The organism is Streptomyces beijiangensis, assembly GCF_017315755.1.
In the GTDB taxonomy this organism is placed as follows: Bacteria; Actinomycetota; Actinomycetes; order Streptomycetales; family Streptomycetaceae; genus Streptomyces; species Streptomyces beijiangensis.
Map to the genome: position 1 here is coordinate 1 of NZ_JAFLRJ010000765.1, position 610 is coordinate 610.

Genomic DNA, 610 nt, shown 5'->3' on the forward strand with positions numbered 1-610 from the left:
AGTTCGGGGTGCGCGCGGACGGCGCGTATCTCTCCGCCTCGCGCTCCTCCGCGATCGCCCGGCACGGTCTGTCCCTGGACGTACGGACCGAGCGCAGTGTCACGTTCATGGCCGACGGCCGCGAGCGCACCATCCGCACGAACGCGGCGACCGTCCGCGAGGCCGTCGACGAGGCCGGGATCACCCTCCACGACCAGGACACCACCTCGGTGCCCGCGAACACCGTGGAGTCCGAGGACTTCTCGGTGGCGAAGGGGATGGGCTCCTCGCGGACCTCCCTGGTCCCGGTGATCCGCATGACGGTGATCGTCTGGCCGTCGCGCGGGAAGCTGTTCGCGGGCACCGAGGTGGTGGCCGAGCAGGGCAAGGAGGGCATGCGCAAGGTCACGTACGCCCTGCGCACCGTCAACGGCGTCAAGCAGAAGCCGAAGAAGATCGCCGAGGAGGTGGTGCGCGAGCCCGAGAAGCAGGTGGTGAAGGTCGGCACCAAGCCTCTGCCGACCTCCGTCTCCGGCACCGACGGCCTCAACTGGGACGGCCTCGCGCACTGCGAGTCGGGCGGCCGCCCCGGCGCGGTCGACTCGACGGGCAGCTACGGCGGTCTTTACCA

General features: G+C 70.5%; 1 protein-coding gene. It reads left to right on the forward strand.

What is annotated here, in order from left to right:
* The coding region (locus J0695_RS38935) for a G5 domain-containing protein (protein ID WP_206969586.1) at window positions 1-610 on the forward strand (610 nt) is incomplete at both ends.